The sequence below is a fragment of the Roseofilum sp. KMC-1 genome, from assembly GCF_057802075.1.
The window spans coordinates 4084363-4111228 of record NZ_CM173605.1 but is presented as its reverse complement, the minus strand read 5'-3'; the positions used below and the strand labels follow the sequence as shown (position 1 = coordinate 4111228).

General features: G+C 47.3%; 23 protein-coding genes and 1 pseudogene. 5 read left to right on the top strand and 19 right to left on the bottom strand.

Translation table 11 applies throughout. The features are described from left to right. Positions 1–8 precede the first annotated feature (8 nt). Positions 9–1073, top strand: coding sequence for a CHAD domain-containing protein (locus AC3FZD_RS18875; RefSeq protein WP_488737496.1), 1065 nt, complete (start codon positions 9–11; stop codon positions 1071–1073). Here AC3FZD_RS18875 and AC3FZD_RS18870 read toward each other — a convergent pair. Continuing rightward, entirely contained in the window at positions 1064–1792 is a 729-nt protein-coding gene (locus AC3FZD_RS18870; protein ID WP_488737495.1) for a 16S rRNA (uracil(1498)-N(3))-methyltransferase, read from the bottom strand. The two genes, AC3FZD_RS18875 and AC3FZD_RS18870, sit on opposite strands and share 10 nt — an antisense overlap. Positions 1793–1944: 152 nt before the next feature. Here AC3FZD_RS18870 and AC3FZD_RS18865 point away from each other — a divergent pair, with 152 nt between their 5' ends. Next, positions 1945–3279, top strand: coding sequence for a histidine phosphatase family protein (locus tag AC3FZD_RS18865; RefSeq protein WP_488737494.1), 1335 nt, complete (start codon positions 1945–1947; stop codon positions 3277–3279). Between the two features lie 97 nt (positions 3280–3376). Next, positions 3377–4315 carry a D-hexose-6-phosphate mutarotase gene (locus tag AC3FZD_RS18860; RefSeq protein ID WP_488737493.1) on the top strand — a complete coding sequence of 313 codons (939 nt, stop codon included), beginning with the start codon at positions 3377–3379 and terminating at the stop codon, positions 4313–4315. A 5-nt stretch (positions 4316–4320) separates the two neighbouring features. Here AC3FZD_RS18860 and AC3FZD_RS18855 read toward each other — a convergent pair whose 3' ends face one another. The 3 genes and pseudogenes from AC3FZD_RS18855 to AC3FZD_RS18845 form a co-directional block, all read right to left on the bottom strand. After that, positions 4321–6327: a response regulator gene (locus AC3FZD_RS18855; RefSeq protein ID WP_488737492.1), complete on the bottom strand. Its 2007-nt coding sequence runs from the start codon at positions 6325–6327 to the stop codon at positions 4321–4323. 11 nt (positions 6328–6338) lie between these two features. Continuing rightward, positions 6339–9083 (bottom strand): ATP-binding protein, encoded by a 2745-nt coding sequence (locus AC3FZD_RS18850; protein ID WP_488737491.1) that lies wholly within the window; start codon positions 9081–9083, stop codon positions 6339–6341. A gap of 489 nt (positions 9084–9572) precedes the next feature. Then, positions 9573–9671, bottom strand: a pseudogene (locus AC3FZD_RS18845) (Uma2 family endonuclease); the annotation flags it as partial. Between the two features lie 69 nt (positions 9672–9740). Between AC3FZD_RS18845 and AC3FZD_RS18840 the strand changes: the two are divergent. Then, positions 9741–10319, top strand: a complete 579-nt coding sequence (locus AC3FZD_RS18840; RefSeq protein ID WP_488737490.1) for a Uma2 family endonuclease — start codon at positions 9741–9743, stop codon at positions 10317–10319. An 89-nt stretch (positions 10320–10408) separates the two neighbouring features. On the opposite strand, the gene AC3FZD_RS18835 is transcribed toward AC3FZD_RS18840, so the two are convergent. Genes AC3FZD_RS18835 through ndhC form a run of 3 tightly spaced genes read right to left on the bottom strand, consistent with a single transcriptional unit; the run spans position 10409 to position 11992 of the window. After that, positions 10409–10918, bottom strand: a complete 510-nt coding sequence (locus AC3FZD_RS18835) for an NAD(P)H-quinone oxidoreductase subunit J (protein WP_488737489.1) — start codon at positions 10916–10918, stop codon at positions 10409–10411. A 1-nt stretch (position 10919) separates the two neighbouring features. Then, on the bottom strand, positions 10920–11639 hold the full coding sequence (ndhK, locus tag AC3FZD_RS18830; protein WP_488737488.1) for a photosynthetic/respiratory NAD(P)H-quinone oxidoreductase subunit K: 720 nt from the start codon (positions 11637–11639) through the stop codon (positions 10920–10922). Next, positions 11630–11992 carry a photosynthetic/respiratory NAD(P)H-quinone oxidoreductase subunit C gene (ndhC, locus tag AC3FZD_RS18825; RefSeq protein WP_271938464.1) on the bottom strand — a complete coding sequence of 121 codons (363 nt, stop codon included), beginning with the start codon at positions 11990–11992 and terminating at the stop codon, positions 11630–11632. Before ndhC ends, ndhK begins: the two co-directional genes overlap by 10 nt. 268 nt (positions 11993–12260) lie before the next feature. Here ndhC and AC3FZD_RS18820 point away from each other — a divergent pair, with 268 nt between their 5' ends. Continuing rightward, positions 12261–12521: an AAA family ATPase gene (locus AC3FZD_RS18820; protein ID WP_488737487.1), complete on the top strand. Its 261-nt coding sequence runs from the start codon at positions 12261–12263 to the stop codon at positions 12519–12521. A gap of 60 nt (positions 12522–12581) precedes the next feature. On the opposite strand, the gene AC3FZD_RS18815 is transcribed toward AC3FZD_RS18820, so the two are convergent. From AC3FZD_RS18815 to proX, 12 genes are all read right to left on the bottom strand, one after another. Then, entirely contained in the window at positions 12582–13886 is a 1305-nt protein-coding gene (locus AC3FZD_RS18815) for an SLC5/6 family protein (RefSeq protein WP_488737486.1), read from the bottom strand. Positions 13887–13948: 62 nt separating this feature from the next. After that, entirely contained in the window at positions 13949–14644 is a 696-nt protein-coding gene (locus tag AC3FZD_RS18810; protein ID WP_488737485.1) for a hypothetical protein, read from the bottom strand. Between the two features lie 160 nt (positions 14645–14804). Continuing rightward, a complete protein-coding gene (locus AC3FZD_RS18805) occupies positions 14805–17972 on the bottom strand; it encodes a type I restriction endonuclease subunit R (RefSeq protein ID WP_488740389.1) in 3168 nt (1055 codons plus the stop codon). Positions 17973–17982: 10 nt separating this feature from the next. Then, positions 17983–18615, bottom strand: a complete 633-nt coding sequence (locus AC3FZD_RS18800) for a DUF4276 family protein (RefSeq protein WP_488737484.1) — start codon at positions 18613–18615, stop codon at positions 17983–17985. Then, a complete protein-coding gene (locus tag AC3FZD_RS18795; RefSeq protein ID WP_488737483.1) occupies positions 18615–19829 on the bottom strand; it encodes an AAA family ATPase in 1215 nt (404 codons plus the stop codon). Before AC3FZD_RS18795 ends, AC3FZD_RS18800 begins: the two co-directional genes overlap by 1 nt. After that, positions 19826–20065, bottom strand: a complete 240-nt coding sequence (locus tag AC3FZD_RS18790; RefSeq protein ID WP_488737482.1) for a hypothetical protein — start codon at positions 20063–20065, stop codon at positions 19826–19828. Before AC3FZD_RS18790 ends, AC3FZD_RS18795 begins: the two co-directional genes overlap by 4 nt. Then, positions 20055–20534: a type II toxin-antitoxin system VapC family toxin gene (locus AC3FZD_RS18785; protein WP_488737481.1), complete on the bottom strand. Its 480-nt coding sequence runs from the start codon at positions 20532–20534 to the stop codon at positions 20055–20057. The genes AC3FZD_RS18790 and AC3FZD_RS18785 overlap by 11 nt, the downstream gene beginning before the upstream one ends. After that, positions 20534–21778 carry a restriction endonuclease subunit S gene (locus tag AC3FZD_RS18780; protein ID WP_488737480.1) on the bottom strand — a complete coding sequence of 415 codons (1245 nt, stop codon included), beginning with the start codon at positions 21776–21778 and terminating at the stop codon, positions 20534–20536. The genes AC3FZD_RS18785 and AC3FZD_RS18780 overlap by 1 nt, the downstream gene beginning before the upstream one ends. Before the next feature lie 116 nt (positions 21779–21894). Then, a complete protein-coding gene (locus AC3FZD_RS18775; RefSeq protein ID WP_488737479.1) occupies positions 21895–22962 on the bottom strand; it encodes a PDDEXK nuclease domain-containing protein in 1068 nt (355 codons plus the stop codon). Next, positions 22952–24511: a class I SAM-dependent DNA methyltransferase gene (locus AC3FZD_RS18770; RefSeq protein WP_488740388.1), complete on the bottom strand. Its 1560-nt coding sequence runs from the start codon at positions 24509–24511 to the stop codon at positions 22952–22954. Before AC3FZD_RS18770 ends, AC3FZD_RS18775 begins: the two co-directional genes overlap by 11 nt. 114 nt (positions 24512–24625) lie before the next feature. Beyond that, on the bottom strand, positions 24626–25597 hold the full coding sequence (locus AC3FZD_RS18765) for an Npun_F2552 family protein (RefSeq protein WP_488737478.1): 972 nt from the start codon (positions 25595–25597) through the stop codon (positions 24626–24628). A gap of 127 nt (positions 25598–25724) precedes the next feature. Beyond that, on the bottom strand, positions 25725–26753 hold the full coding sequence (proX, locus tag AC3FZD_RS18760) for a glycine betaine/L-proline ABC transporter substrate-binding protein ProX (protein WP_488737477.1): 1029 nt from the start codon (positions 26751–26753) through the stop codon (positions 25725–25727). Positions 26754–26866 lie beyond the last annotated feature (113 nt).

Sequence of the window (26866 nt, the reverse complement as noted above, 5' to 3'; positions counted from 1 at the left end):
CAGATACCATGATCCAACCGCACTCTGAAAAGCAACTTTTAAAAGATTGGGCTTATCTGGGTATAGAAAAATATTTTTCCACAACGATTTCTTATGAACAGAAGGTTTTAGCCGATCAAGATCCCGAAGATTTACACCAGATGCGTGTGGGAATGCGACGGTTACGCAGTGCAGTCACGGGTTTTGCCCCGGTTGTCATCTTACCTGACTCGGTAAGTAATCAGAAAATTGGCAAAATGGCCAGAATTTTGGGAGAGTTACGAGACTTAGATGTGCTACAAGAGAGCCTACGGGAGTATCAACCCCAATTAAAAGCGAAGGAGCAAACCCTCTTCAATAAAGCTTTGAAAAAATTAGCCAAACAGCGATCTAAGGCTTTCAAAACCGTCGAAAACTTACTAGAGGGTAAACGCTATAAATACTTTAAGGAGTCGGTACAAGACTGGTTAGAGAATCCTCAATATCAGGATTGGGGTGAATTACCCGTTAATAGTGTTTTGCCCGATCTGTTGTTACCGTATATTAATCAATTGTTGCTCCATCGGGCTTGGTGGGTGGGGGTAATGGTAGAGGGAAATCAAATTAAGCGCCAAACTCGGTTAACTCTCAAGGGAGCTGAAGTCCAAATTGCCCAACAGGGTGAAGCTTTGCACGATTTGCGTAAACAAGCTAAACGGGTGCGCTATCAAATGAGTTTGTTTAGACAGCATTATGGCCCGGTTTACCAAGAGTATGTGCAGGAGATTAAACAAATTCAGGAAGTTTTAGGGACGATTCAAGATACTTTGGTTTTGGAGTTTTTTTTGGATCAAGTGTTACCCTGCAACTGGAGAGAGGAGGGGCCAGGATTGATGAAGTTGTTGGCTAAAGAGCGTTATGAATGCTGGAAAGAGTGGTACAAGCTACAGCAAAGATATTTAAATGAGGAGGTTCGCCAAGGGCTAAGGCAGGCGGTAATTAGTCCTTTAGTTCAGGTTGCCATTACTGATGATAACAGGATTATGGCGAATTCTAGGCCAGAGGCGATCGCCTCTGGTGAAGTCACCAACCATCATCCCCATAGTCATGGGTAATGGGTTGAATGGACTTCGTAGTGTCCAGCGAGTAAAGAGAGGGCAACCATGGGAGCGGTAACTGCTCTGAGGATGCGTTGACCGAGGGAAATGGGTTGGAATCCTGCTTTTAGGCTCTGTTCGACTTCTAGAGGAGTCCAGCCACCTTCGGGCCCGGTAGCGATGAGCATGGCTTCAGTTGGGGGAGGTAGGGATAGGGTGAGGAGATGGGGAGCAGGGGTGCGGGTAACGGCGAGATAGGGATGGCTGTAGGGTGTTTCTAGAGCTTGGGTAAAGGGTAGAGGGTGACTCAGGGTGGGAATGTGTTGCCGTTCGCATTGTTCAGCCGCTTCTGTGGCAATGCGTCGCCAACGGTCGAGTTTTTGGGGACTGGGTTTAAGGAGGGTGCGATCGCTAATAATGGGGATAATCTCCATTACCCCTAATTCTGTACAACAGCGTATAATTTCTTCAAACCCATTTTTGGGTAAAGCCACCATCAGGGTAATGGCGATCGCCAGTTCAGTTTGCTGAGACATTCGTTCTAGCCGTTGAGCTGTTTCCAGATCGCGCAGTTCACTTAACCACCATTGAGGGGGCATCAGGGCAATAAAACGATCGCCTGGTTGCAGGCGCAGCACTCGATACAGATAATGCTGCTGCTCGGCAGTCAGCCGAATGATATCATCATGCAATTGTTCTGGGGCGATCGCCACCCGTTGCCATTGCGTCCCACTCATCACTCTTACTCAGCCTTGCCAAAACTCATAACTCCATTATCCGTCATCCGTCAACCGCAATAGCTAATCTCCGCATCTGCACATTACCCCATCTCCCCATTGCCCCAGATTATGGGGTAAAATGCAGACCGCAACAAATCGAGTAAAACTTCATGACAACCCGTGTTATCCTCGTCCGCCACGGTCAAAGCAGTTATAATGCCCAGCAACGCATTCAAGGCCGTCTTAATGACTCTGTACTGACCGAACAAGGCAAAGCAGATGCCAAATTAGTTGCCATTGCACTTCAAGATCTATCCCTAGATGCCATTTATTCAAGTCCCTTGCAACGCGCTCGACAAACGGCTGAAGAAATCGTCACCCATCTTGGCTCTTCCCTCACCATCGAAAGTCCAGAAACCTTATTAGAGGTCGATCTTCCCCTATGGCAAGGGATGCATAAAAAAGATGTGCAAACCCAATTTCCCCAAGACTATCAAGTTTGGAAACAGCAACCCGAAGCCTTCAAAATGGTGATTTCTACTCCAGAAGGCTCTAAAGATCATTATCCCGTTCTGGCAATGCATGAACAAGCCAAACAATTTTGGCAAGATCTTTTAGCCAAACATCAAGGACAAACGGTCTTAGTGGTCGCCCATAATGGAATTAATCGCTGTTTGTTGAGTACAGCCCTCAATATTTCCCCTACCTATTATCAGTCGATTTTGCAATCCAATTGCGGTATTAGTGTCCTTAATTTTGCTGGAGGTTGGGGAGAGAGCGTCCAATTGGAATCCATGAATTTAACCCATCACTTAGGGGTTTCTTTGCCCAAGTTTAACGAACCGGAAGGTATTCGCCTGTTATTGGTGCGTCATGGGGAAACCCAATGGAACCGGGATAAGCGCTTTCAAGGAGTGAAGGATATCCCCTTAAATGAAACGGGGAAAGAACAGGGACGTAAAACCGGTGAATTTTTGAAAGATGTGCCTATAGATTTTGCCGTCAGTAGTCCATTGTTGCGCCCCAAACAAACCGCAGAATTGATTTTAGAGAGCCATCCAGGAGTGGAGTTACAGCTTAATCCCCTGTTGGTCGAAATTAGTCATGGTTCATGGGAAGGGATGCTAGAGAGCGAGATTGAAGCCGCTTATCCGGGGATGTTAGCACAATGGCAAACATCCCCGGAAACCGTGCAAATGCCGGAAGGGGAAAATTTACAGCAGGTTTGGGCGCGGGCGATCGCCGCCTGGAGAAGTATTATAGAATCAGCTAAACCCGGAACAACCGGCATGGTGACTGCTCATGATGCAATCAATAAAGCAATTGTTTGCCATTTATTTGATTTAGATCCCCAATATTTCTGGAATTTCAAACAAGGCAACGGAGCCGTTACTGTCATTGATTATCCCTATGGCCCTCAAGGCAAACCCATGCTCAAATGCCATAATATTACCTCCCACCTGAATGCCGGTATTCTTGACCGCACCGCAGCCGGTGCATTGTAATTGAAGAGTCCCTATTGTTCTTCGATTCAAAAGTCGGGGGATCTCAGATCGATCCCCCCACTGTAAACTTGAATTTTTAAGGTTAAATTTCCAGGTTATGATTAATCGACTCAACGATCGCTATAGCATTACCAACCAACTCCAATTTATTGAAGGCAAAACCCTATTCAAATCCGATCGAATGGGATCAAATTCTCAAGAAAATACGGATTTTCCCATTATCCAAATTGAGAATAACTTCGCCAAAGCAGCCATTTCCCTTTATGGGGGTCATATCCTTTCTTTCCAACCCGTAACTGAATCCGAAGATCTGCTATTTTTAAGTGAAAAGGCTATCCTCCAATCTGGAAAAGCCATTCGCGGTGGCATTCCCGTCTGCTGGCCTTGGTTTGGCTCCCATCCCCAACAGTCCGATTTACCCAGTCATGGGTTTGTGCGAAATCGGTTTTGGTCAGTCTTATCTACTGCAACCACTCCAGAAGGAGAAACCCAGATCCAACTCGGACTAACCGATACCCCAGAAACCCGCCAATTTTGGCCCCATGCTTGGGAATTAGTTCTTGATATTATTGTAGGCGATACTCTAACTGTGGGTTTAACCACCCGCAACCGAGGCAATGAACCATTTACTATTACTCAGGCTTTACATACCTATTTCCGAGTAGGCAGTATTCAGGGGGTGAGAATTTTAGGTTTAGAAGCAACTAACTATCTTGATAAAGTAGAGGGTGGAGTAGAAAAACATCAAACTGGAGTGGTCGAAATTGCCTCAGAAGTCGATCGCATTTACACCAATGTTGCTTCTAAAGTGATCGTTGATGATTCTACTTGGAAACGCCAGATTCGCGTCCTCTCTGAGGGTAGTAATAGCGCGGTAGTTTGGAATCCTTGGTCTGAGAAAGCTGCCAAATTTGCTGATTTAGATGATGAGGACTATCTTAAGTTTGTTTGTGTGGAAACCACCAACGCAGGGCCCGATCAGATCCGAGTTTTCCCTGGAAATGAGCATCGATTGCAAGTCAAGATTAGGAATTAAAAAGTTCAACTCGCTTGTTCAAGGAATTTGAGAAGTCCTAGATCGTCAAATTCGGCGGTGAATGCCAAAATTTGTACAGAAAAGCCTTGATATTGAGGGTCTAACTCCTGAAAACGATGGGCTTCTTCTTCAATCAGCTCAATATCTCCTGTTTTCACCGCTTGAACCATGGTTTTTAATTCCTTGGCACTCGGAAATATGATTTCCCTTGCTTGTAAATCAGGCTCAGTTTCAGTTTCTTCGTAGATCCACTCTAATTCCAGATATTTCTGTAAGCGGATGAATAGTTTGTCTAACTCTATGGGTTTGAAGAGAAAATCATTACATCCGGCGGCGATCGCTAAATTTTGGTCGCTAGAGGAAACACTGGCACTGGCAGCAAGAATCGGTAAACCCTGGGAATAAGACTCCCGAACGGTTGTAACGAATTCATAACCATCCATTTCCGGCATCACAATATCGGTAATCACTAAATCAGGTTGAACCTCCTCCACTTGCTTTAATCCCTCTTGCCCATTTTCCGCTTCAGCCACAAGGAATCCTAGAGGTTGTAATATTTCCATCAACACCTCCCGGTTGACTGCTTGATCATCGACAATTAAGAGTTTGCGTCGTTCTCCGGTATAGCCGATGATTTTACCTTTTTCGGACATCATCGCTTGATTCACCCATTCATCGGAAAGCGGGAAATCCACTTCAAACCAGAAGATACTCCCTTCCCCCAAATGACTGCTGACTTGAATTTCACTGCCCATCATCTCCACAATTTGACGACAAATTGCCAGTCCTAATCCCGTTCCTTCAGCTCGTCGCGAGGTTGAACCGACTTGCTCAAAGGGGAGAAAGATTTTTTGCAGTTGTTTAGGAGTCATTCCCACCCCGGTATCTTGGATGGTAAAGCGGATTTTGGTTTGGGGGAGTTGGGAGTCGGCAGTCGGGAGTGGGGATTGATTTAAAACTTCTACCTTAAACGTCACATTGCCGCGATCGGTGAATTTAATCGCATTTCCCAATAAATTAATTAACACTTGACGCAGGCGTTTTTCATCCGCCACAACCCCATTCGGCAGCGTTTCCAATTGCAAGAAATTTAAGGCAATCCCTTTACTTTCTGCTCGAACTCGTGCGATCTCCGCCACCCCCGTTAAAAAGGAAGGAAAATGGAAATCTTTGGGAAATAAGTCCATTTTTCTTGCTTCAATCTTAGCCAAATCCAAGATATCATTAATTAGAGTCAGTAAATGAGAACCCGCTTGTTCAATCACCTCTACCCCTTTGCGTTGCGAGTTAAGATCGGTTGTCCGTTGCATGATTTGGGTATAGCCTAAAATCCCGTTGAGAGGTGTTCTTAACTCATGGCTCATATTGGCTAAAAATTCGCTTTTGGCTTGGTTGGCAGCATCGGCAGCTTCTTTGGCTTCAGCAAGTTGAGCCGTTCGCTCCGCTACTCGCTGTTCTAAGGTTGCCAAGGATTTTTTTAGTTCCAGTTGTGTCTCTTCGAGTTGCAAGTATTTTTCTTTTAGCTCTAGATTAGTCCTTTCCAGCTTTTGATTTAGAGATTTGAGTTGTTGATTTTGTTGTGCCAATTTTTGAGACTGAACAACGTTAGTTTCTTGAAGCATTTGTTTCCAGAGAAACAGTTGGAGATGAGTTTTTACACGAGCTAAAACTTCTTCAGTTTGTACCGGTTTGGTAATATAATCTACGCCTCCAACGCTAAAGGCTTTAACTTTGTCGAAGACTTCATTCAAGGCACTAATAAAAATCACTGGAATATCTCGCAATTTTTCATCTTGCTTGAGATGCTCGCACATTTCATAGCCATTCATTTCTGGCATGGTAATATCTAATAAAATTAAATCGGGCCGGAAATTGTTCATTCCTGCTAGAGCTAATTTAGCACTGGGAAACGCTCTTACTTCATACTCGCGTTCTTCTAAAATATTGGAAAGTAAATGCAAGTTAGCCGGGGTATCGTCAACCACAAAAATTCGACTGTTATGTTCAAGCATGACTTATTCTCTTAGGGTAAAATGTTCAAGATCTTTTCATACTCAAAGTTATAAAGAGATTGTTGTAAAACCTCTGCTAAGTCCTCATGATCCAGTGCAATTTTTTTGACTATATTATTCATGCTCTTGCGATCGGAACTTTCAATTGCAGCCTTTAATTCATTTTGCCATTCTTCAGGTAATACTGCTAAATTTTCTCGTGTTAATATCTTGCTGATTGGCTGGGTCATTTTTTCTTGTGTTTCTTCATAGATAAACTGCACTCCAATATGATCGTGCATGGCATCAAATAGTTCTTCCTCTCGAAATGGCTTTCTCATAAAAGCATTACACCCTGCGGACAAAACGACTGCTTTTTCTTCTTCTAACACACTGGCAGTCAGGGCAATAACTGCTGTGGCTTGCCCTTTTGTGCTGGCTTTAATTTTCTGAGTGGCTTCGTATCCGTCCATAATAGGCATCCGCATATCCATCCAAATCAGGTGGGGTTGCCATTCCTCGAATATTTCCACGGCTTCTTTGCCGTTGCTCGCCTCTTTGAGTTCAAATCCGAAGGGATTAAGTAATTTTACTAATAACTGGCGATTGAGGATTTTGTCATCGACAATGAGAATGCGATAGCGGGGTTGGTTAGGGGCGAGGGCGATAACTTTCCGTTTGGGTTTTTTACTGTCTATGGCTTCGGGTTTGACTTCTTCAGCTTGAATCTCAAAACCGAAGGTTGTTCCTTTTCCGATTTTGGAGGTGACTTTGATATCACCCCCCATCAACTGGACGAATTTGCGAGAGATGGGTAAGCCTAGTCCGGTTCCTTCTTGTGCTTGTTTTCCAGTTTCAGTTTGGGTGAAGGCTTCAAAGAGTTTATCGAGTTCTTCTGGGGCGATTCCGGCTCCAGTGTCTTGAACTTCAAAGAGTATGTTTGTTGTGGGTTGTTGCCCGTTCCCTATTGCCTGTTCCCTGTTGTTGCTTGACTGGTGACTGGTGACTGATAAAGTAACACTGCCCTCTTCAGTGAATTTGATAGCATTGTTGAGGAGATTGATGAGAACTTGGCGCAATTTCAATTCATCGGTGCGAATGTAACGGGGAATGTCTTCTTCTTTTTCTAGTAATAATTGCAACCCTTTGCCGTTGGCTTTGAGTCCGAGCATATCGTGGATGTCGTCAAGAAGGCGATGCAGGTCAAAGTTCTTTTCGTTGAGGGTCGTTTTTCCGGCTTCGATTTTCGACAGATCAAGGACATTGTTGATCAGGGTCAGGAGATGTTCACCACTGCGGGAGATGATACTGACGTTTTCTTGGTGGTCGCGGGAGAGAGTTTGCGATCTCGTCATGATTTGGGCAAAGCCGAGGATGGCGTTGAGGGGACTTCTCAACTCGTGACTCATATTGGCGAGAAATTCGCTTTTGGCTTGGTTGGCAACTTCCGCTTTTTCTTTGGCCACTTCTAGTTCAGAAGTTCGTTCTTTCACTTTTTGTTCTAGGTTATTGAAGGCATTTTTCAGTTGATTTGCCATGCGGTTGAAGGCTTGGGCGAGGGTATCGAGTTCGGTAAATCTTCCCCCTTCTACTTGTTGATCTAAATTCCCCTCGGACATGGATTCTGAGGATTCAGCCAAGTCTAAAATGGGTTTAGAAATCCAACGAGAGGTATAAATTCCTAATACTGTGGCAATGCCTAATGCAACCAGACAAAGCCCAATCGTCGTGCGAGTATTGGCGTTAATTTGTTCCATAAAGTCGGCTTCTGGCACTACCACAACAATCAACCAATCCAAGTCACGACTATTTTGCAAGGGCGTGATTTGGAGAAATTGACGTTCTCCATCAGCGGTAAAATCTAATTGAGTCGATTCCTGAATCCGATCCAGTTGAGAAAACTTTTTCTCTAAAAACTGAGTGGCTAGACGAATTTGGGGAATGGTGCTTTGATTCCCATGGAGACGAACCAATTTCTGAGTTTGGGAGTCTTTGAGATAGGGAGATTCATCGGTAGAAGAAGCAATCAATAATCCTGATGTTTCCACAATAAACACTTGACCAGATTTTCCGACGTGAATGGTGTCCAGAAACTGATTGAACACATCTAAAGGAATATCGATACCAGCCACACCAATTAATTCACCATTCCGATTAAAAATTGGCTGACTGGCCGTAATTCCCAAAATATCGTCCACAAAGGTGTAAACTTCACTCCAAATCTGTTTTTTCTCTTGGACAGCTTTTTGATACCACGGTCTTTTTGTGGCATTATATTCATCCTCATTCACCAGTTTTACTAAATTTCCGTCTTCATCTGTGTGATAACTTTTCAAAAGTCCGGCTTGAAAATCATCAGTAAATTCTTGAAAAAGCGGATCGGAGAGATTGTAATGTCCAACACCGACTAATCCTCCAGCTTGATTGCCAACAAAGATATAGATAGGAGTAGAACGACCAAATGCATAAGTTTGGTTTAAAAACTGATGAACTAAAGCGTCAATATCCTCAAAATCAAGCCACCCTTTTTGAATAGCATTAGCATTGATTGCGTTAATGGTATGGGGAGTTTCTAGGTAATTATTAACATAGTTTTCAACTCGTTCGGTTACCTCTTGACGAAGTTGGTGCGCGACATTATTGACAGCATTTCGTCCACTGCGAAGAGAAAGATAGCTAGTTATTCCAACGATTGTGAAAATTTGCAACAAAAAAGGAATGGTTAAAATCCACCGTAAAGGTAGGTTAGAATTCGCCGATTTTTGTAGGTTAGACATAGGAGAAATAAGATAGATTTCAAAACGAGTAAGCCTTCGTAGCACAAGACCACCTGTCATTGTGCCCGTGAAACTATCATCCAAGTCAAATATTACAGATTGTGTTTATATTTTCTTCAATTTTAATTAGGGTCAATTTATGGGCTATATAAGGAAAAGTTAAAACCAGGTTTTCTGGCATTGCCTTTTGCATACAGCCCTTAAAGATCTCCCTTTTATGTCCGCTTGCGGAAAATCCCCCTTTTCAAGCAGGGGGTTGTGGGGATCTTTAGCTACTGTAACTCATGCATCGCGAAGCGCTGTCATGAGGTACGTTCCTATAAATTTCTCCTTCCTTTCCGCTTCGCGGACATGAAAAGTGATCTACTGGCAAGCCTTGAAAATAGAGACTTTAAGACAGAATAGTTTAAATTCTTACTCATTACTCATTACTTAACAGCGCAAAGCGCTGTTAAATGAGATCGGTTCACTGACCAGTAAAGACTTTCTTTAAGCAAAGAATTGATTGACTCGGCAAGAAAAACCAGGAAGCAAAGGAGAGGTGAGTTCATCTTCTTCCAATAGCGTCATCACTAATTCTAACTTCGCTTATAACGTTTTCGGGCGATCGCTGCTATCCTAAACTCAGGCTACTTTTTACCCTGGTTTCTCTGTATTATGGCCTCTCTAACCCTCGACCTCAGCCCGATCGCCACTTTAAACCGCAATGAATTCCGTAAGCTCTGCGCTGCTAACCCTGATCGCCACCTTGAACGCAATCCCCAAGGAGAATTAATTATCATGGCCCCAACTGGTGGAGAAACTGGCTATTGGAATTCTGAACTGATTATAGAAGTGGGTCTTTGGAATCGTCAGCAAAAAGCTGGTATTGTTTGCGACTCCTCCACGGGGTTTGAACTGCCATCCGGGGGCGATCGCTCTCCGGATGTTTCCTGGATACCCCTAGAAAAATGGAACGCTCTCACCCCCGAAGAGCGCAAAGGCTTTTTACCCCTATGTCCCGATTTTGTCGTTGAGCTACTATCCCCTTCCGACTCCTGGACAGCAGGACAGCGCAAAATGGAAGAATATCAAGCCAATGGTTGTCGTTTAGGCTGGTTATTAGACCCCAAAGGGAAGCGAGTAGGTATCTATCGACCCAATCAACCCGTGGAAATTCTCCATCAACCGGTAACCCTTTCCGGAGAAGAGGTGCTAGTGGGATTTGAATTAGATGTACAGTTTTTATGGGTCTAGTAGTGCAAGCATCATGCTGGCTGTCTTTTCCTAAGATCATACAGCAGTAGGGGCGAAAAATTTTTCGCCCCTACCAGAAAAAACACCCATTAATACGCATCTTGCAATTCGTAGAAATCGGGAGAAATATAATCCTTCCGCAAAGGCCAACCCACCCAATCTTCTGGCATCAATAGGCGCTTAAGATTCGGATGACCTTCATAGACAATGCCGTACATATCATAAGATTCCCGTTCTTGGAAATCAGCCGCTTTCCAAATCCAATAGACCGAAGGCACTTTCGGGTTATCGCGGGGGAGATAGACCTTTAAACGCACCTCTTCCGGGTCAACCACATTATCGTCTACTTTGAGCAAATGATAGAAACTGACCAATTCTTGACCGGGGCCTTCATCATATGCGCCTTGACATTGCAGATAATTAAAGCCATAGGCATACAGAGCCGAAGCAATGGGTAGGAGAACTTGCGGATCTACCTTAATCAATTCTACCGAAGAGCGATCGCGCCCCAGAAACTCATGGGCAAAGCCATTCTCAGCCAACCAGCTCGAAACCGGCCCTGCGGTTTCCGGTGCTAACTCTTGATTTTCCTCAGCCACCCTACACTTCCTCCTGTTTTTCACCTGCTAAAGCTGCCGGAATCGGCATTCCATAAGCCTCTGCCAACGCTTTCGGGGGAGCTTGTCGCGTTTCTGACTGGAGATACTGCCCCGTCAAAATCGGTTCAACCACCTTCATCTTGTGGCTCACCTGATAATAGCGATGGGTTTGGATGATTTTTCGGCGTTCTTGAATCGTTTCATTGGCAATCTTTTTGCGTAACTTAATCACCGCATCAATAATCGCCTCCGGTCGGGGAGGGCAACCGGGAATATAGACATCTACTGGGATCAACTTATCCACACCCCGTACAGCAGAAGGGGAGTCCATACTAAACATACCGCCAGTGATGGTACAAGCGCCCATCGCAATCACATACTTGGGTTCGGGCATTTGCTCGTACAAGCGCACCAGAGCGGGCGCATACTTCATGGTGATGGTTCCGGCTGTAATCAGTAAATCGGCTTGTCTGGGACTCGACCGAGGAACCAAACCAAAGCGGTCAAAATCGAACCGGGAACCAATCAGGGCTGCAAACTCAATAAAGCAGCAGGCTGTACCATACAGAAGGGGCCACAGTGAAGAGAGTTTCGCCCAGTTATACAAGTCTTCTACCGTGGTCAGAACCACATTTTCTGACAGTTCGTTAGTGACTTGGGGGCGTTCAACGGGATTAATTAGATTTTGTGTCATATCTGTTTTACTTGAACCTACGACCATTCCAATGCTCCTTTTCTCCAAGCGTAGACCAAGCCCACCACCAGAATGGCGATGAAAATCAAGGCTTCGATAAAGGCTAACAGGCCTAACTTGCTAAAGGCTACTGCCCAAGGATAGAGAAACACGGTTTCTACATCAAAAATAACGAAGACGAGGGCGAACATATAGTAGCGAATGTTGAATTGAATCCATGCCCCCCCCACCGGTTCAACGGCAGATTCGTAAGTGGTGCGGCATTCTGGGCCAACGCCTTTGGGACGGAGGATATAGGAAGCTCCCAGTGCCAACACGGGGACTGAGCTGCATAGCAGCAGAAAGCCTAAGAAGTATTCGTAACCGCTAAGAACAAACACAATGGGTTATTTAATCAAGAAGGAGAACAAAAATACTGTGAACATTCTGACATAGTTCTGGCCCTTTCGGTGATGGATCGGGGATAGGCAATTGCCCTGAGTGGTGTCTGGTGGTGGATCGCAAGAGGTATAGGAATGGTATATGGTGATGATATGCGGTGGCGATCGGCTGAGGGAATGGGGCGATCGCCCACTAGCGCCAACTAGAATCTGGTCATCAGTGCCGATGAACTGAATCCATTACCTTTACACTCAAGGAGAAGCTCTCGTGTTGAACTCTCTTCAAGTTACTAATTTTCGACCCTTCAGAAACTTATCGATTCATCGTATTGGTAAAGTTAATCTCATTGTTGGCCGAAATAATGTCGGTAAAACCAGTCTCCTTGAAGCCGTCCATCTCTACTCATCGGAGGATGTCATCGGCGATATTGCCCTACTAGCAGCCAATGAACTCACCGGTCTCGATTTTGGCAACTTCAATGCCACGGGTAACTACACCTTTGGATTTAGCTTCGATCGCAGCTTATGACCGAAAGTCAGATGAATTGATAGGTCTTAATTCCTCAAAATAGCCATTGCTCTATCTCTCCTAAACCTCCTCTTCCACTTCTGGAAGGGAGAACCAGAGGGCGATCGCTTCCCCGAATAATAAGGCTAAACTCCCAAATCCTGCACCCATCACCAAAATGGTCAACTCGGCGCTATTCCATAGGGCGATCTGGGGAAAAAATAGGGTTAAGATCAACATCACCATAGCAGACAAACTGCCGATTCCCAAACAGAGCTGTACGGCTCTTTTTGAGAATTCATAGACCTGAAAGTGGGTTAACAAATAGGCGATAAATGGAATCCAAATGGCAGAAACATAAGCGGCATAAAAGGAAGCAATTAAGGTGACAATTTCGCCCCCTTTCAGGGCACTGGCTAGAGCTAAACTAGCGTTAAAGATTGTAATTAGCCATCGACTGAGGGGAGAAACGGGAAACCATCCTAAATCTAGGATGGTTTTGGTTTGAATGCGGAGAATACTGCTCCCAATGCCGAGGGCGGGAACCACTAAGGATAGAATAAACAAAAAGCCCAAAAATTGATCTTTGCCGCCGCCGATGGTGAGTAAAATGTAAGGAATGACTTCTTTACCGGTGATTTCTAGGGGTAAAAGATTGTTGTTTTGGGCAGCTAAAACTAAAGCGGTGGGTAAGCCAGCCAAAATGATAAATCCCAAGGCGGCTAATATACTCCCCCCATATAAGGTAGGAAGATCTTTAGCTTGGACAAGATACTGTTGATATTTCATATCAATCATGACTAAGCTGATGGTGGAGAGGGAAACGCCTAATACTTGACCCCAACCCACTTGGCTTAAGGAGGGGAAAAATTGACTGGCAATGGAGAGATAGGTGGGCAATCCCTTTAAGATGAGTAGGGCATAAATTAAGGAGCCGATATTAAAGACTAATAGAGCCTTAAAAACCATGCCTGCTTTTTCGACGGGGAGTAAGGAAATGAGCAGGAAAATTAGGGCTAAACTGACCATACTGGGTAAGACGGGCAGGGATAAAACTTTGAGGATAAATGCCCCGGCAATAATTTGGACGGCATCAATACCAATTAAGGATAACCAAGACATGAGCGCAATCAAGGTTTTGACGAAAGAGCCGTAGCGATCGCCCAAAACTGTCCAAATTTGATCCACCTGTTGCCAATAAAACCGCGCTAATCCTAAGAGGGCTAAGGTTCCCAGGGCAAGACATAAGGGATATAAACTGCCCGCAGCTCCTACAGAAAGGGCTTTTTCTGCGGTTCCCAGAATAAAACCTAATCCATAATGGGCTGAAATGAGTAAGGCAGCGAGAGAGAAAAGACTAAGATGGCGATCGGTTGATGAATTCACAATCAATATCCATTAACACTGAGAATGATTGTAAACCCCCAGGGGCGATCGCCAATTCTTCTTTACCAACGTCCAGTGCGACTGGAAATTCTCAAGTCGGATTGCAACCGTAACTCTAGATCGGTATTGGGATTGATGACAAACACATCGGTTTTTCCCCGTCCTAGAAATACCCCAGTCAGCGCTCCTAAACCTGCACCCCCTAAAATCTCCTCGGTGGCGATCGCCCGATCGCCGGTTACCCCAGCTAAAATGGTGGCTGCACCCGCACCAATGGCTGCACCTCTGAGAATTGAAGTGGCTCGCGATCGCCCCATACGCTCTGTTTTCGTAAATGTACGCGAAATCGCATCTAACGGTACACGAGAACCATTCACCAGAATCAACTCCTGCGCCACAAAGCGAGTCCCTACGGTATTTCCGGCGATCGGTTGTAAGGCTCCCCTCACCTGAGATCCCTTGGGAATCAATAACTGTCCTTGACGAGAGGTAATATTGTCAGGAATCGTTAATACTAATTCAAAGGTTTCATCGGGGGCAATTACTACTGTCTCGGCGCGATCGTAAACTACTGGCAGTAATACCCCTTCTGGAATCACAACATCGTTTGCATCTGGGAACAACTGACTGACTAAAAGGGGAGTTTGGGCAATCACAGGAAGTCCACCGGCTGAAAAACTCACCATCAAGAGACTCGCCAAACTCAGCCCTAAACCCATCCGATCCTGTAGCGATTTTTCTCTAAAATTTGTTATCATTTCCATCATCCTTTACTTAACCCTATCATCTCCATGACCTCTCACCCTTTTCTCAAGTTCCAGCAGAAAGGGCAAGGGCTGTGACTCTGGAGTGAAGAGGCGATCGCAAGTAGGATGAATTTCAGACTTACAGTCCTTCGTGCTGTATTAGAAGTTTCCCCTACCCTGGTTCCGAACTACCAGCCACCCATGCAGCCGATAGTTCCTCCGCTTGTTGCAAGACATTTTGCACAGCAGCAGCCTGGAGATCGGGAGGATAGCCATATTTTCTGAGAATGCGTTTAACGGTGCTGCGTAGTTTGGCGCGGGCACTTTCCCGGTGTGCCCAATCCACCGTAACGTTCGACTTCAGGCTCATCAGTAATTCATGGGCGATCACTTTCAGGCTGTCATTGCCCATGACTTCTACAGCGCTTTCATTTTCCGCTAGGGCATCGTAAAAGGCGATTTCATCAGCAGAAAGTCCTTGTGCTTCACCCCGTTGGCGGGCGGATTTAATCGCTTGAGCTAAGTTAATCAGTTCTTGGATCACTTCAACCGTGCTGATGGCGCTGGTGTGGTAGCGAGCGATCGCCTTTTCCAAGCGCTCAGAAAACTTTTTCTCCTCCGTAATATTGGTGCGGTTGCGCGAATGAATCTCGTCATTCAGTAAGCGTTTTAGGGCTTCTAGAGCGAGGTTTTTCTTCTCCATTTGCTGAATTTCTAGCAGAAAATCATCGGAAAGAATAGAAATGTTGGGGGAAGATAGCCCGGCGGCACTGAGAATATCGACAATTTCAGTAGAGACAACGGCGCGATCGATAATTTGCTGAACGGCAAACTCCCGGTCTGTAGCAGATTTACCGTAAGGGTGGGTTTCAAACCCACCCTTACCCAGGGCAGCGCGGATGGTTTGGAAGAAGCCGACCTCATCCCGAATTTGGCAGGCTGCATCGCTGGCGGCGGCTAGGGCAAAGGCTTTAGAGAGGGCCAGCACCGCGTCTTGATAGCGGCGGTGGGCCTGTTTTTTAGCGTTGTCGTTGGTTTCCTGTTGGGCGGCTTGATGTTGTTGGTCGAGAATCCATTCGATCGCCTCAGCCATTACGACTAGACGTTCTGGAGGTGTTCCGGCTAACCCGCGCTGATAATCAAAGCCGTGAAACATCGCCCGAACCACATCGTATTTTTCCAGCATCAGGGCGATCGCCTCTCCCTCATCAATACCAGCCTGTTGCTGATCTTGGGCGGAATAGTCCCGTAATGCTTCTTTAAGGCGTTGGCCAATGCCGATGTAGTCCACCACCAAGCCAGCCGGTTTATCGCGAAAGACGCGGTTTACACGGGCGATCGCCTGCATCAAGCCGTGTCCTTTCATCGGTTTATCGATATACATCGTGTGCATTGAGGGGGCATCAAACCCCGTGAGCCACATATCCCGCACGATCACCAGTTGCAGGGAATCGTGAGAATTTTTAACCCGTTTAGCCAAGAGATCGCGGCGCGATCTGGAGCCGATGTGAGGTTGCCAGTCCAGGGGATCGGTGGCGGAACCCGTCATCACGATTTTGATCCTGCCTTCGTTATCGTCGGGGGAATGCCAATCGGGACGGAGGGCGACAATCTGATTGTAAAGTTTGACGCAGACTGCCCGACTGACACAGACGATCATCGCTTTACCGCTTAGGGCTGAGACGCGGTTTTCAAAGTGATTGACAAGATCGGCAGCAACGAGTTTTAACCTGGCTTCTGCTCCAACTAAGGCTTGCACCGTGGCCCATTTTTGATTAAGCCTCACCCGTTCTGATTGTTCTTCATCTTCACAGAGTTCTTCAATTTCTGCGTCAATCTGGGGCTTTTGGTCTTCGGGTAGGTCGATGCGGGCGAGGCGGCTTTCGTAGTAGATGGGGACGGTTGCGCCATCTTCGACGGCGCGGCTGATGTCGTAGATGTCGATATACTCACCGAATACGGCGGGGGTGTTCACGTCGGTGGCTTCGATGGGGGTTCCGGTGAAGCCAATAAAGGAGGCGTTGGGGAGGGCATCCCGTAAATATTTGGCGAAGCCATAGCCGATTTCTCCCGTTTTTTGATCGACTTTGGCTTTAAACCCGTATTGGCTGCGGTGGGCCTCATCGGCAATGATGATGATGTTGCGGCGATCGCTGTAGGGGCGGGTTTGAAACCCGCCCCTACCGTCGGCGGGGGCGAATTTTTGGATGGTGGTGAAGACTACACCGCCAGAGGCACGGTTGAGGATGGCTTGCAGATCTTCGCGGCTGTCAGCCTGTTGGGGGGTTTGGCGAATCAGATCGCGGCACATCGCAAAGGTGCTAAAGAGTTGATCGTCGAGGTCGTTGCGATCGGTGATCACAACGATTGTCGGGTTTTCCAGTTCGGGACGGCGCACCAGTTGCCCCGCATAAAAGGCCATGAGTAGGCTTTTGCCGGAGCCTTGGGTATGCCAGATGACTCCGGCTTTGCGATCGTCGCCTTGAATGGCGGTAATGGTTCTAGCAACGGCTTTTTGGACGGCGTGGAATTGGTGATATCCAGCGATGATTTTACGGAGGCCGGAGCCGGTGTCACCAAAGACGGTAAAGTTTTGGATCAGGTTGAGTAAGCGCGGTTTGGCAAACACGCCCTCGATTAGCACTTGCATTTCGGGGGAAGTTTTGGGGATTGCCTCGCCATCGATGGTGCGCCAGGGCATGAACCGTTCGAGGTCGGCGGTGAGGGAGCCGATGCGGGCAGTGAGTCCATCAGTAGTCACAAGGATGGCGTTGGTGCGAAAAAGAGAGGGAATTTGAGTTTTGTAGGTTTGCAGTTGGTTGTGGGCGGCGGCGAGGGTGGCGGTTTCGGAGCCGGGATTTTTAATTTCGATGACGGCAATGGGTAGTCCGTTGATGAAGACGACGACATCGGGGCGGCGGTTGTGGCGGTTCTCGATGACGGTAAATTGGTTCAGCACGAGCCAATCGTTAGCGTCAGGATTGGCAAAGTCGATCGCATAGACTTTATCGCCCCGTATCGTGCCGTCTTCTGCGTAAAATTCTACATCGATTCCTTCCACCAAGGCTTGGTGGAGGCGGCGGTTTTCTTCGATGAGGTTGGGTTTTTCGGTGGCGATGATTTTCTTAAAGGCATCGTCGCGGGCGGCGGGGGGAATGGCGGGGTTGAGGCGATCGATCGCTTTCCGGAGCCGTTGGGTGAGGATGGTGTCAGCGTAGGATTCTCGTTCGGGCTGCTCACCGTCGGGATTGGCGATCGCATCAATCCAGTGGGTGTAGCCGAGGGTTTGGAGTTGCTCTAGGAGGATTTGTTCGATCTGGGCTTCGGTGAGGTAGGACATCATGTAAACTCTATTGAGATAACAAGGCTTCTAGCCCCGCTCTAAAGCAGTTAAAACTGGGGGAGCAATTTTGATCTGGGTTCATGTGGGGAGCAATACGGCGGGCTGCTTCTATTTTAGGGTAGCTGTTTTTATAGATGCCATGTTTTTTGAGGAAACGGTGGAGAGCTTCCCAACTGCCGCCATTATCGGGACTGCGAAAGATGCCTGATTTAGATGATATATTCGGCAAGCTGGAGAAAGCTTTACGCAAAGCTTCTGGATCGCCAATAAACCAAGATTCCAGTTCTTCGATGACAATCCGATTCAGAACTAAAAATTTTCCTTCAGAGTTGGGTTTAGATTTTGTGGATAATCCTTTCTGTTGGGCAATTGTTTCTAATTGATTCTTTAATTTTTTACAATCGTCATCATCTCGATCGACTAATACAATAATCCGTAAGTTTTCCCCTTTGTTGATGCGATCGCCATAGGCGGCTAAACGCTGGCTCAGTACCTTGAGGAGCTTGGATTTACTCCCAAAGTTAATGATTTTATAGCGCGATCGCCCCTTGATGAGTTTTGGCAAAAGGGACTTGAGGGCTTCCTCAGCAGATGGTTCTTCCACTAAAACCTCGATACAAGGGCTGTGGGTTTCTGGCATTAAATACCCTCCTGATTCAATGGATCGCCAACACCAAAATGTCCCTCCATCCACAAGTCCCCTAGGCTGGCTCCATGTTGGATGAATTCATGGATGCCTGGGATGTCGGCAATCCGTTGGGTTTGGGTGTAGCCATCGGTTCCTCGATAGATAACTCGGACTTGTTTAGGGTCTAGGGGGTTGATGAAGAAGGGAGAATGGGTGGTGACGAGCATTTGGGTGCGGGTGGTTGCCTGCTGGCATTCTTCGGCAAGTTCGGGGAGCAATTTGGGATGGAGGTAGTTTTCGGGTTCTTCGATGCCAATAAAGGAAGGGGGAATGGGATCTTGCAGGAGTACCAAATAGGCCAACATTTTTAGGGTGCCATCGGAGGCGAAGCGGGCGAGTACGGGATGGGCGAAGGGGGCATCTTTGATTTGGAGGAGTAGGCGACCATCGGGCATAGATTCGGTTAAAACCCTTTCAATGCGGGGAACTCGTCGGCGCAGGGTTTGAAAGATGGCTTCGAGACGATCGGGGTGTTGTTCGTCGAGGTATTGGATGACGTTGGCGAGGTTGTCTCCGGTGCGGTTCAGGCGATCTTGGGGGCCAGCTTCAGGTTGGCTGCGGGTGCTGTCGGCGGAGAGGTAGGAGACGTGCCAACCAGTGATGAAGTCGCGCAGGGCGGCGACGCGGGGATGTTCGGCAAATTGTCCGAGGGCGTTAACGGCGAGGAGATCGGCAGATTTGAGGGGAATTTCGATGCGTTGGTCTTCATCGTCTGGATATTCGCCACTGATGGCGCGTCCGATGCCTTCTTTGTAGTCTAGAAAGCTGAAGGGTGCGCCATATTGTTTACCTCGTCGCCATTTAAGCCATTCTTCTTTAACGAAGGGTGCGCCGTTGCGTTCATCAACGGCTAGATGATAGGTAATGATGGGATAGTTGGCTTCTTTGTATTTGATTTCAATGACGATCGCCCCTTCACTGCCTCTGGTTTTGAGTTCTTTAGCTCTGCCGCGTTTATCCCAGGCGCGACGCAATCCCAGTTCAAAGCATTCGGCAAGGAAGGCAAAGACATCAAAGAGGGTAGATTTGCCGCTACCGTTGGGGCCAAGGAGGACAGTGAGGGGGGTAATGTCTTTGAGTTCAACTTCGCGTAATGCTCGGAAGTTTTGAACTTTGAGGTATTCAATCCGAGGGGGGGTAACTGTACGCGGGATGTTTTGATTCATAGGGTTTCCTCGATCGCTTTCTCAGCGTCTTTGACCCGAATTTCGCCGGACATGAGCTTGGGTAAGAGACGATTTGATCCGCAAGGCAAGCTAACGCGCAGTTCAGGAAACCTGGATAACCATTCCTGCTCTAAGGCTTTGAGGGAATCAGCCATTAATCGCAGATCGTTGTTGAAGTGAGCGGCGCGAGCTTCTCGGATACGGTGTAGCTCATCAATAATTGGGTCATTCCACATCGTGATCTCCTAATAGTTCTTCGGGGGTACAGATAATGGAGGGCTGGCAGCCTGCCTCTCTACAAATATTTTCTATTACAGGGCGTTTGTTGGCATTGGCGATATGTTTGCAGTTCCAGGTGAGCAGGTAGTTAATTTCATAAATAGCTGCGATCGCAATATGCAGTGCGTCATCTTTGGCTTTAAGGGGAAGTGCTGCACCATTGAGAAGTTTTTCGGCTAAGTTGACAACTTCATCACTGAGTCTGAGGATCGGTAAACCCTGAATATAACTGAGACGGCGTTTTGATGCCTCGACATCCCCTGCTTGACTTTCAGAAATTACAAGGGCAGAAATCACCAAGTCCCACTCATGGCGAGTTTCCCACCAATCTTGGGTGATTTGTTGATGGGCGGCAACGATGAGATCGCGGCTGGGTCGTGAAGCCAAGTAGCTGATGATAGATGTCTCAAGATAAACAGTGGGCACTACGTCACCTCCTCGACTATTTTCTCAGCGTCTTTAACCCGAATTTCGCCGGACATGAGTTTGGGTAAGAGGCGATCGCGCAGTTCAGCCAGCGTGCGAGATTCTTGTAGATTTATTCCTCGTTGTGCCCAAATAGGAGAGGTGATTGATTCGTAGGCATTTAATAAGTCAACACCTGGATATGGGAACTCTAACCGATAAGCATTATTTCGATTCAACCCAGGAACAGCAGCATCAGTATTCATGGTAGATAATGGCTGATTTATCAATAGCTGATAACAAAAAAATAAAGATGTTCTTTTTGGGATAACATAGAATACAGTGTCAATTGGAAAGACCGGGCGATCTTCCCAATAAACGCTACCGACAGTTCCTTTTCTACCCACAATTACAGCAGGACTACTTATAAGTGCCTCATTGTGAAATCCAGTTTCTCCCCCTGAACCATAAACTACGACATCACCAGGCAAGCGATTTTTAGCTGTTAAAGATTTACCGTAAGCTAACTCCATAAACTCTTCTATTTTCGACATTTTCCACCCCATCGGCAAGCCCGTCTCAAGGTCGATCGCTTCTGGAAATAGCGGCCACAAATGCTCTGGCAGATAGGCGGCGCGTCCCTCTTGCTTGGCGCGGGTGGGGCCAAAGTCCACAAACCAATCCTTGAAAATCGCCCTGGCCATTGCCTCCAGGGTTTCGTTCATCCGCCGATTCAGTTCGATCTTGTCATCAAGGGAAGAGAGGATGCGGGCGATCGTTTTTTGTTCGGGGAGTGGGGGAGCATGAACTTTAAAATCTTCGATCATTCCCTTTGTGAGGGCATTTCGAGTCGCACCTGAAGAAGCTATTTGTAGCATAAAGGCTTGCATTGAAGGTGCAACAAGATAATATCTAAGAAAGCGTGGACATAGAGTGTCTGGATCGGTTCTGACTATAGCAACGTGCTGATTTACACGAGCAGGTAAAACTTCTATGGGGACTTGGCAAACACGAGCAACACTATCTCCAGTGATATTAAGAAGTATATCTTCTAGTTGAACTTCAACATTTGATAGAGCATCTGCATGAAATGGGCTAATAAAAGCCAACCCGCCTTTATCAAATCGATTATTGTAGACATTTTGGCTACGAATTAATGCAATATCTCCATTCTCTAGGTAAACATCTTTTCCTCCTTTAGGCGTTGCGCCGCTTCCGATTTTTAATGAGACATCGCCAAGACGATATTCCTTCCACTCACTCATCGATCGCCTCCTTTAATCAATCAGAAAATACAATTACAGCGAGAGAACCCGCCACCTTAGACCCGCAAGCCGAGCGATAGTCACGTCAAGATACAGACTTTGTGCTTTCCATTCATTCAGCGATCGCCACCTCCCCCAACGTCTCCTGGCTCAGTGCTATTAACCATTACCTCTATTTCATCCAAAGCCGCCTCCAACTGCGCCACACTCGGCAAAACCTCCCGCAACTCCTCCGGTAGCTCTTGCTGATACCGGGCAATAGCGATGGGTTTGTTCACATCCCGCAACGCATACTCAGCAATGGTTTGATTGCGAGACTTGCACAAAATTAGCCCAATGGTTGGACGATCCTCTGGGTGGCGTAGGAGATCATCGATCACCGACACATAAAAACGCACCTTGCCCGAATACTCCGGCTTGAATTCATTTATTTTCAGCTCGATCGCCACAAAACAGCGCAACCGCAAGTGATAGAACAGCAGATCGATGTAGAAATCTTGACCCCCTATCTCCAGATGGTACTGACTGCCCACAAAGGCAAACCCCACCCCAAGCTCCAGCAAAAAATCACGGATGCGCTCAACCAGTGCCCGTTCTAAATCTCGCTCCTGGGCTTCCGCTCCCAAGCTTAAAAAATCAAATGTGTAGGGGTCTTTGAGGAGTTGATTGGCTAAATTCGATTGGGGCTTGGGTAACGTTGCCTCAAAATTAGTAATAGCCTTACCTTGACGTTGGTAAAGCTGCGTCTCGATCTGATGCTCCAGAACAGCCCGACTCCAGCCATAAGCAATCGTTTGTTGGGCATACCAAAGCCTTACGGCTGGATCGCTTACCTTGTCCAAGAGGCGGACATTATGACCCCACGGAATTTGTGCAACAACCTGTTGCACTATTGACTCACCCTCCCAAGCCTCCGCAAAAGCCCTCATATACTTGAGGTTGCGAGGTGAAAATCCAGTCATTTCCGGGAACTCCTGCTTTAGGTCTTTGGCGAGGCGACTAACCACCTTGGCTCCCCAGCCCTCCTGCCCCTGCCGCACTAAAATTTCGCGCCCAATTTGCCAATACAGCAACACCAACTCGCGGTTAACTGCCAGAGCCGCCCGCACCTGAGCCGAGCAAATCCGTTCCTTCAGCTCCGCCAGCAACACCTCATAGCCTTCTGGCACGATCTCAAAAGTCATAGCCCAACCCTCCCAAATTCTCCCGAATTGCCGCCTCCAGCCGCGCCGATTCCTTGAACTGTTCCCCCAGTTTAGCCGTCAGTTCCGCCATCCGCTCCTCAAAGGGTACATCATCTTCCTCAGCCGCCGCCGCCCCCACATAGCGCCCCGGTGTCAGCACGTAGTTATGCCCCCGAATTTCCTCCAAGGTTGCAGACTTACAAAATCCCGGCACATCCTCATAACCACTCCCTTCTCGCCAGTGGTGGTAAGTATCGGCAATCTGCGCCACATCCTCATCGCTAAATTCCCGCCGCGTCCTGTCCACCATGTAGCCCAACTTGCGGGCATCAATAAACAGGATCTCCCCCCGACGATCTCTCAGCTTCTTATCCCGTGCGATGCCGTTGGACTTATCCTTGGCCAAAAACCACAGACAAGCGGGGATCTGCGTTGAATAAAACAACTGCCCCGGTAAAGCGATCATGCAATCGATCGCGTCCCCCTCAATCATCGCCCGCCGAATTTCCCCCTCGCCGCTCTGTTGCGATGACATCGACCCATTGGCCAACACCACCCCAGCAGTGCCCGTCGGCGCGAGATGATGCCAGATATGCTGCAACCAGGCATAGTTAGCATTGCCCGTCGGCGGAATGCCAAACTTCCAGCGCCCATCTTCCCGCAGCCTGTCCCCGCCCCAATCGGAAATATTAAACGGCGGATTCGCCAGAATGAAGTCAGCCCGCAAATCTGGCAACTCATTCTTGTGAAATGACCCCTCCGAATTCCAGCGAATATCCGAATCAATCCCCCGCACCGCCAAATTCATCTTGCACAAGCGCCAGGTGGTGTAATTGCTTTCCTGCCCATAGATGGCAATATCGCCAATCCGCCCCCCGTGAGTTTCGATAAATTGCTCCGACTGTACAAACATTCCCCCCGAACCGCAGCAAGGGTCATACACGCGCCCCTGGTAGGGTTGCAGCATTTCCACCAACACCCGCACCACCGATCGCGGCGTGTAAAATTCGCCCCCCCGCTTGCCCTCTGACCCGGCAAACTGACCCAGAAAATACTCATACACCCGCCCCAACACATCCCTGGCGCTATCCCGCGCCTCTCCCAGGGCAATGTTAGAGATCAGATCGATCAACTCCCCCAGCATCACCGCATTCAAGGCTGGACGGGCGTATTCCTTGGGCAATACCCCCTTGAGGGAGGCATTCTCCTTTTCAATCGCCAACATCGACTCATCAATCAACTTACCGATTGTGGGCTGCTTGGCGTTGGCTTGCAGATGCGACCACCGCGCCGTCTGGGGAACCCAGAACACATTCTCGGCCGCGTACTCATCGGGATCTTCTACCCCTTCCGGGTATTCCTCCTCTAGTTCTCGCTGCCGGGTCTCGAAGCGATCCGAAATGTGTTTTAAAAAGATCAAGCCCAGGGCAACATGCTTGTAGTCCGACGGCTCCATATTGCCCCGTAACTTGTCTGCCGCCTTGAAGAGTTCGGCTTCATAGCCAAGATTGGCTCCGTGGTTCGCTGGAGATGGAGAGGGTTTAGACATGGGGGTGTAGGGCGATCGTTTACCAAGAAACCATTGTAGGGTCTCTAGGGGTAGGTTTATATCTACCAGCGATACACACTCCCCATAATGCATCAAACTAGCTGAAACAATCCACTAGGATATCTTTTGTTTGGGTGTTTGATAATAGCTCATCGGCTCCTTAATTAAGCGAATATATAAATGTTTAAACGTGGACTTAATCACCCTTGGCATTCCAAAATCAATGGGTTGCATTGTCTCTGGTAACTTCCAATCTGAAATCCCGAACTCCTGCGGATTCAATAAGGGAAAGTTGACCTGTTCCTGAGCATAACAGCCTGCCGCCAGAGCTGCTACATGGGTGGGAACCTGCATCGGATCAACGCCTAGCAGTTCCAATAGGCTTAAGTCTAGAGCAAACACATCTTCAGAAGCGGCTAAAACGCCTAGGAACCGGGGTGTACCATTCATCGGCCCATTCCCCTCATGGGCAATAATACCATCAATGATAGTTAAATTAGGCGCAATGGTGCGAGCTGTTTCTACTAGCATCGCCCCAAATTCTTGGGGACTTTTGCCCGCTTGCATGTGCCACCATGCCTTCATTTTGCCGGGCACACAGCCAAATAAGTTCTTTACTCCCAGCGTCATTGTCAACTGTTGATGAGCCTTAATTTTCGGTAAATTAATCACTACATCTGCGTCCATTGCTTCCTTCGACAGCAACAAATGGCCAAAACTATCTCCTTCTATTTGATACCGTTTACCTCGAAATTCTACGATCGGTAAATCCACTTCCTGCAAAAAGGGTAAATAGCCATTTGCTTCAGCCACCCCTTGGGCACTACCAAAGGCTGGACTATCGCCCAAAAACGGTACACCTCCTGCTTCTTGCACCAACCGAGCCACCTCAACCACCACTTCCGGACGAGTCACGCATTCATTTTGCGGCCGAGCGCCGGTTAATAGGTTAGGCTTAAGTAAGACGCGATCGCCCCTTTTCACCAGTGACTTCATTCCTCCCAAAGGAGCCAGAACCTCCACTAGAGAAGCTCTCAGCGCCTCTCGCTCATAGGATTTTGCTCGCACCAAACTGACTTGACTCATGACAATCCAATTAAAAATTAAAAATGAGGCTTTTGCTCATTTTCCGTCATTATAAGAGATCTCCCCATCCCCCCATCCCCCCACTCCCCCATCTCCCCACTCCCCCACTCCCCCATTCCCCTATTCCCTACTCCCCTTTCGCTTCGGCTAACCAAGTGTCAAACTGGGCTTGATTCTCGCTCACCCATTCCTGTGCCAAACGCTCAATATCATCCGGAGTATTTGCACCCTCCTGAATTGCCAAGCTCACCTTATTCATATCTGCTACCGGAATAGTAACCATTTCAAACCAGCGTTGAGCTGTGGGATTTTTGGCAAGAAACTCTCGATTAACGACAAATCTTTGTCCCACACCTGGCCAACCTAAATTTTTGCCCTCAAATGTGGTATCCTCTGCTGTCAGATCGCCCATTTCTTCACTCTCAGGTAAAGAAGTAAAGGGAACCTGCAAAGAAATTACATCTTCATTGGGCTTTAATACTGCAAATGCCCAATGGGGATTATAGCCATAATATAAAATCGCTTTTCCTTCCTTATAGCGAGTCATCGTATCCGCCAACAGCGCCGCATAATTCCCCTGATTTTGTTCTACAGTATTAGCCAGCCCATACACTTCAATGTGATGATCGATTACTGCTCCACAAGCCCAACCGGGATTACATCCCGTTAAATCCGCCTTACCATTTCCATCACTATCAAAAAGGGCAGCAATTTTTGGATCTTTTAACTGTTCAATATTCGTGATTCCATGCTCCTCAGCCGTCTTCTTGTCAATTTGATACCCTTGAGTTCCTGGAGGGACAAGCTGGCCAATTCCCTCCAATTGATTATTGCGGTTAGCTGCTTCAAAAAAGGCTTCATAGCCGACATCATAATAAACTACACTGTAATCAATATCTTGATTGGCTACAGAGAGATAAATGGCTGCATAATCTAATTCTTTAGGAGTATCAATGGGGTAACCCAGTTGTTGTAAGCCAATATTGACTACTGCTGTTTGAAAACTCTCCTCAACCCAACTTCCATGGGCAGAACGCACCGGTAGCTGATTGGTACTCTCTGGAGAGGTTTCTGAATTGGGTTGACAGGCAATTAAGCCTAACATCGCTGATAGCAAACTCAAGGAAAACAACGGACGGGAAAGGATTCTAGGCATAAGTGAAGGTAATTCAATCCTATAGGCTGGTTATCATAGTAGTTGAGGATAGTCACAATAGGGAATAAAAAAAGCTCTATCTCTCCATCTGACCAATTTGCCCTAAACTATTG

What these genes read in the sequence shown, in the direction of transcription:
- AC3FZD_RS18875 (WP_488737496.1), top strand. Translation starts at nt 9, where the DNA reads ATGATCCAACCGCACTCTGAAAAGCAACTTTTAAAAGATTGGGCTTAT.
- AC3FZD_RS18870 (WP_488737495.1), bottom strand. Translation starts at nt 1,792, where the DNA reads ATGAGTGGGACGCAATGGCAACGGGTGGCGATCGCCCCAGAACAATTG.
- AC3FZD_RS18865 (WP_488737494.1), top strand. Translation starts at nt 1,945, where the DNA reads ATGACAACCCGTGTTATCCTCGTCCGCCACGGTCAAAGCAGTTATAAT.
- AC3FZD_RS18860 (WP_488737493.1), top strand. Translation starts at nt 3,377, where the DNA reads ATGATTAATCGACTCAACGATCGCTATAGCATTACCAACCAACTCCAA.
- AC3FZD_RS18855 (WP_488737492.1), bottom strand. Translation starts at nt 6,327, where the DNA reads ATGCTTGAACATAACAGTCGAATTTTTGTGGTTGACGATACCCCGGCT.
- AC3FZD_RS18850 (WP_488737491.1), bottom strand. Translation starts at nt 9,083, where the DNA reads ATGTCTAACCTACAAAAATCGGCGAATTCTAACCTACCTTTACGGTGG.
- AC3FZD_RS18840 (WP_488737490.1), top strand. Translation starts at nt 9,741, where the DNA reads ATGGCCTCTCTAACCCTCGACCTCAGCCCGATCGCCACTTTAAACCGC.
- ndhK (WP_488737488.1), bottom strand. Translation starts at nt 11,639, where the DNA reads ATGGTCGTAGGTTCAAGTAAAACAGATATGACACAAAATCTAATTAAT.
- AC3FZD_RS18810 (WP_488737485.1), bottom strand. Translation starts at nt 14,644, where the DNA reads ATGATAACAAATTTTAGAGAAAAATCGCTACAGGATCGGATGGGTTTA.
- AC3FZD_RS18805 (WP_488740389.1), bottom strand. Translation starts at nt 17,972, where the DNA reads ATGTCCTACCTCACCGAAGCCCAGATCGAACAAATCCTCCTAGAGCAA.
- AC3FZD_RS18800 (WP_488737484.1), bottom strand. Translation starts at nt 18,615, where the DNA reads ATGCCAGAAACCCACAGCCCTTGTATCGAGGTTTTAGTGGAAGAACCA.
- AC3FZD_RS18795 (WP_488737483.1), bottom strand. Translation starts at nt 19,829, where the DNA reads ATGAATCAAAACATCCCGCGTACAGTTACCCCCCCTCGGATTGAATAC.
- AC3FZD_RS18790 (WP_488737482.1), bottom strand. Translation starts at nt 20,065, where the DNA reads ATGTGGAATGACCCAATTATTGATGAGCTACACCGTATCCGAGAAGCT.
- AC3FZD_RS18780 (WP_488737480.1), bottom strand. Translation starts at nt 21,778, where the DNA reads ATGAGTGAGTGGAAGGAATATCGTCTTGGCGATGTCTCATTAAAAATC.
- AC3FZD_RS18775 (WP_488737479.1), bottom strand. Translation starts at nt 22,962, where the DNA reads ATGACTTTTGAGATCGTGCCAGAAGGCTATGAGGTGTTGCTGGCGGAG.
- AC3FZD_RS18770 (WP_488740388.1), bottom strand. Translation starts at nt 24,511, where the DNA reads ATGTCTAAACCCTCTCCATCTCCAGCGAACCACGGAGCCAATCTTGGC.
- AC3FZD_RS18765 (WP_488737478.1), bottom strand. Translation starts at nt 25,597, where the DNA reads ATGAGTCAAGTCAGTTTGGTGCGAGCAAAATCCTATGAGCGAGAGGCG.
- proX (WP_488737477.1), bottom strand. Translation starts at nt 26,753, where the DNA reads ATGCCTAGAATCCTTTCCCGTCCGTTGTTTTCCTTGAGTTTGCTATCA.